Raw genomic sequence first — 4646 nt, 5'->3', positions numbered from 1 at the left:
GAATGCCCGCTCCGACGGCCGCACCGTCGCGCAGGCCATCGTCGACGGCGCGACCGCGGCGAACTCCGAACGACCGGGCACCGTCGGACTCGTCGTCGGCGCGACCCGTGATCACGGTCTGGACCTGTCCGAATTCACCGGACCGATCCTGGCGCCCGGCCTCGGTGCGCAGGGCGCGAGCGCGGCAGACCTCGCGCAGATCTTCGACGGATCTCGAGAGTTGTTGCTACCCAACTCTTCCCGAGGTGTCTTGTCCGCGGGGCCGTCGGTGGATGGACTGCGCGATGCCGCACGGGCACTGCGCGACGAGATCGAAGCGAGTCTGTCCTAGGCGCACCGTGCGAGCCGGCGGCATAGCCCATCGATGGTCGACACACAGTTGCGGGGGCGGGTGAGCGAAGGCTGCGTCGTCTCGGTAGCGTCGCTGTCGTTGCTGGTGACCGCTGGTCCGTCAGCAGCGAAGTGCACGGAGATCGAACGTGTGCACTGTTCACCGACGAACGATACGGAGGAAACGTGGCGCTTCCCCAGTTGACCGCAGAGCAGCGCACAGCTGCTCTGGAGAAAGCGGCTGCCGCCCGCAAGGTGAGGGCCGAGCTCAAGGAGCGCCTCAAACGAGGCGGCACCGATCTCGAGCAGGTACTCGCAGACGCGCAGTCGGACGAGATTCTCGGCAAGATGAAGGTGTCGGCTCTGCTCGAAGCACTTCCGAAGGTTGGCAAGGTCAAGGCTCAGGAGCTGATGACCGAGCTCGAGATCGCACCGTCGCGGCGTCTGCGCGGCCTCGGCGACCGTCAACGCAAGGCGCTGTTGACCAAATTCGACTTCGAGGCTTGAGCGCACTGTGATCGCAGAGGTGAAGCACGTGTCGGACAGTGACACGTCCCCGCGCGAGAGGGGCCGGCTGATCGTTTTGGCCGGCCCCTCCGGCGTCGGCAAGTCCAGCGTTGTTCGACTCGTCCGGCGGGTTCTGCCGGAGCTATGGTTCAGTGTGTCCGTCACCACACGTGACCCGCGGCCCGGCGAGGTGGACGGCGAGGACTACCACTTCGTGACCTCCGGCGAGTTCGATCGGATGATCGAAGCCGGTGAACTGTTGGAGTGGGCCAGTGTGCACAGCGGTCTGCACCGGTCGGGTACGCCCTCCGCGCCGGTCGAACAGGCCCTCGAACAGGGCAAACCTGTGTTGCTCGAGCTCGACCTCGCAGGGGCGCGCGCTGTTCGGGTGGCCAAGCCGGAAGCGCAACTCGTGTTCATGGCTCCGCCGACCTGGGAAGATTTGGTGCAGCGACTGACGTCCCGGGCGACCGAGGAAACAGCCGCAACCGAGCGTCGATTGGAGACCGCGAAGGTCGAGTTGGCGGCCCAGGACGAGTTCGACACGGTCATTGTCAATACCGATGTCGACCATTCGTGCGAAGAGTTGGTATCCTTGTTGGTCGGTGGGTCGTCAGTCGGTTGACGACGACCCTTCAAGTATGCAAAGCGTTTGTATAGCCAGCACGAGCCTCGTTCGTACACCGAGCAGCGGTGTAAAAAGCACCAACGATGCAATTTCAGGAGATCCATAGTGAGCAGCACTTCAGTGGCCGGTTCCGATTTCGACGCGCGTAACGCAGTATCACCGGCCTACGACACGCCGCTCGGAATCACCAATCCTCCGATCGACGAGCTTCTGGCTCGGACGTCGTCGAAGTACGCACTGGTGATCTACGCAGCCAAGCGCGCGCGACAGATCAACGATTACTACAACCAGCTCGGTGACGGCATCCTCGAGTACGTGGGACCGCTCGTCGAGCCCGATCTGCAGGAGAAGCCGCTCTCCATCGCGCTTCGCGAAATCCATGCAGATCTCCTCGAGCACACCGAAGGCGAATAAGAACCGGTTAGGACTCAGCCGTTGCGCGTAGTCGTCGGGGTAGGCGGCGGTATCGCCGCCTACAAGAGCTGTTCCCTCATTCGTAGCTTCACCGAGAGCGGTCATCACGTCCGCGTCGTTCCCACCGAATCCGCCCTGGAGTTCGTGGGCCGCGCAACGTTCGAGGCGCTGTCCGGTAGCCCCGTGAACACCGGCGTCTTCGCTGACGTTCCCGAGGTGCCGCACGTGCGCCTTGGCCAAGAGGCCGACCTCGTCGTGGTCGCCCCCGCGACGGCGGACCTCATGGCTCGTATCGCAGGGGGACGAGCCGACGATCTGCTTACTGCCACGCTGCTCACTGCGCGGTGCCCCGTCCTGCTCGCTCCCGCCATGCACACCGAGATGTGGGAGCACCCCGCCACGGTTGCCAATGTCGATACCCTGCGCAGCCGCGGACTCACGGTGCTCGAACCGGCGTCTGGACGGCTCACCGGGCGAGACACCGGAGCCGGTCGGCTCCCGGAACCCGACGAGATCTACGGGTTGGCCATGTTGCTTGCCGAGCGCTCGGACGCACTCCCGCGTGACCTCGTCGGTCGCAAGGTGGTCGTCACCGCAGGCGGCACGCGAGAGCCACTCGATCCCGTCCGTTTCCTGGGCAATCGCAGCTCGGGCAAGCAGGGCTACGCGATGGCCCGGGTCGCTGCGCAGCGCGGTGCTTCGGTCACGTTGATTGCCGGGTTCACCACCGAATTGGCCGATCCCGCCGCCGTCGACGTCGTACACGTCAAGACTGCTCAGCAGATGCAGGGCGCAGTCCGTAAGTTCGCTCCCGACGCCGACGCCATCGTCATGGCCGCGGCTGTCGCAGACTTCCGGCCGGCAACCGTCGCGGGCAGCAAGATCAAGAAGGGCGCCAGCGAGCCCGACTCCATTCCGCTCGTTCGCAACGACGACATCCTGGCGGGGCTCGTCGACGCCCGTCGGGCGGGCGAAATCGAATCGTCAACCGTCATAGTCGGTTTCGCGGCAGAGACCGGCGACGAGCACGGTGACGTTCTCACGTATGCGCGAGCGAAGCTGGCTCGCAAGGGATGTGACCTTCTGGTGGTCAACGCGGTCGGCGAAGGCAAGGCCTTCGAAGTCGACCACAACGACGGCTGGCTGCTCGGATCCGACGGCTCCGAATCCGCGCTCGGCGAGGGCTCGAAGGCATTGTTGGCGGGCCGCGTGCTCGACGCCGTGGTGGCCACCCTGGCGGCACCTTCGACATCGGCAACTGCATCGACGGGCGGAGAACTGTGACAGGTGGAACTGCCGTCGAGCCCGATGCCCGGCTAATGTCGACGTGCGGTGCGCGCGTGTACGAGTGTCCGCGTCGACACCCGTAAGGAAGCAGCACCAGCAGTACTGCGTTGCCGAAGTGTGAAGGTTTCGGGCCGGTGAGAATGGACATTCTCGGTCGGCTATGACCCAAGTCGAGAGGAAATTCGTGAGCAAGTCCGGAAGTCGGCTTTTCACCAGTGAGTCGGTAACAGAGGGCCATCCCGACAAGATCTGCGACGCGATAAGCGATTCGATTCTCGACGCTTTGCTCGCCGAGGATCCGCGTTCGCGCGTGGCGGTCGAGACACTCGTCACCACCGGTCAGGTTCACGTCGCAGGCGAGGTCAGCACCAGGGCCTACGCCGACATCCCACAGATCGTGCGCGACAAGGTTCTCGACATCGGCTACGACTCGTCCGCCAAAGGCTTCGACGGCAACTCCTGTGGTGTCAACGTGGCCATCGGCGCACAGTCACCGGAGATCGCCCAGGGTGTCGACAACTCGCACGAGTCGCGCGTCGAAGGTCTCTCGGACGACGAGATCGACCGCCAGGGTGCGGGAGATCAAGGCCTGATGTTCGGTTACGCCAACACCGACACTCCGGAACTGATGCCGCTGCCGATTGCGCTCGCACACCGGCTGTCCCGTCGCCTCACCGAGGTACGCAAGAGCGGTGTGCTGCCGTACCTGCGTCCGGACGGCAAGACTCAGGTCACCATCGAGTACGACGGTGACAACGCCGTGCGACTCGACACCGTGGTCATCTCGACGCAGCATGCGGCCGACATCGATCTCGACAACCTACTGACACCGGACATTCGCGAGAAGGTCCTCGGTTCGGTGTTGGCCGAGCTGAACATCGCGACCCTCGACACCTCCGATGTTCGCCTGCTCGTCAACCCGACGGGCAAGTTCGTCCTGGGTGGTCCGATGGGTGACGCCGGCCTCACCGGCCGCAAGATCATCGTCGACACCTACGGCGGCATGGCTCGTCATGGCGGCGGCGCATTCTCCGGCAAGGACCCGTCCAAGGTCGACCGCAGCGCGGCGTACGCGATGCGGTGGGTCGCCAAGAACGCAGTTGCCGCAGGTCTGGCCGACCGCATCGAGGTGCAGGTCGCGTACGCCATCGGCAAGGCAGCCCCGGTTGGCCTCTTCGTCGAGACGTTCGGAACCGAGAAGACAGACCCCGTGCGAATCCAGGAAGCTATCTCCGAGGTGTTCGACCTGCGTCCCGGTGCGATCATTCGGGACCTCGATCTTCTGCGGCCGATCTACGCGCAGACAGCCGCGTACGGCCACTTCGGCCGCACCGACATCGACCTGCCGTGGGAGTCGACCGACCGAGCCGACAAATTGCGTGCGGCCGCCGGTCTCTGATCAGGCAAACCCGGCGGGGGCGCACACCCGGGCTGGGTCTGTAAGCCGAATCCGACCGAGTAACGAGGGCAGAACGGCAGC

General features: G+C 64.7%; 6 protein-coding genes. All 6 read left to right on the top strand.

The features are described 5' to 3' along the window. Window positions 1–331 (top strand): beta/alpha barrel domain-containing protein (locus WBQ44_RS05470; RefSeq protein WP_495565717.1); only part of this gene is annotated, 331 nt, incomplete at its 5' end. A 185-nt stretch (window positions 332–516) separates the two neighbouring features. Continuing rightward, entirely contained in the window at window positions 517–837 is a 321-nt protein-coding gene (gene mihF / locus WBQ44_RS05465) for an integration host factor, actinobacterial type (protein WP_495565716.1), read from the top strand. Window positions 838–865: 28 nt separating this feature from the next. Next, on the top strand, window positions 866–1462 hold the full coding sequence (gene gmk / locus WBQ44_RS05460; RefSeq protein ID WP_495565715.1) for a guanylate kinase: 597 nt from the start codon (window positions 866–868) through the stop codon (window positions 1460–1462). A gap of 108 nt (window positions 1463–1570) precedes the next feature. Next, entirely contained in the window at window positions 1571–1879 is a 309-nt protein-coding gene (rpoZ, locus tag WBQ44_RS05455) for a DNA-directed RNA polymerase subunit omega (RefSeq protein WP_495565714.1), read from the top strand. Window positions 1880–1900: 21 nt separating this feature from the next. Beyond that, window positions 1901–3163, top strand: coding sequence for a bifunctional phosphopantothenoylcysteine decarboxylase/phosphopantothenate--cysteine ligase CoaBC (gene coaBC / locus WBQ44_RS05450; RefSeq protein WP_495565713.1), 1263 nt, complete (start codon window positions 1901–1903; stop codon window positions 3161–3163). 187 nt (window positions 3164–3350) lie between these two features. Next, window positions 3351–4565, top strand: a complete 1215-nt coding sequence (gene metK / locus WBQ44_RS05445; protein WP_495565712.1) for a methionine adenosyltransferase — start codon at window positions 3351–3353, stop codon at window positions 4563–4565. Window positions 4566–4646 lie beyond the last annotated feature (81 nt).

It is taken from the genome of Rhodococcus sp. (in: high G+C Gram-positive bacteria), from assembly GCF_049591685.1.
GTDB lineage: Bacteria > Actinomycetota > Actinomycetes > Mycobacteriales > Mycobacteriaceae > Rhodococcoides.
This window is presented reverse-complemented; position numbering and strand designations above follow the sequence as displayed.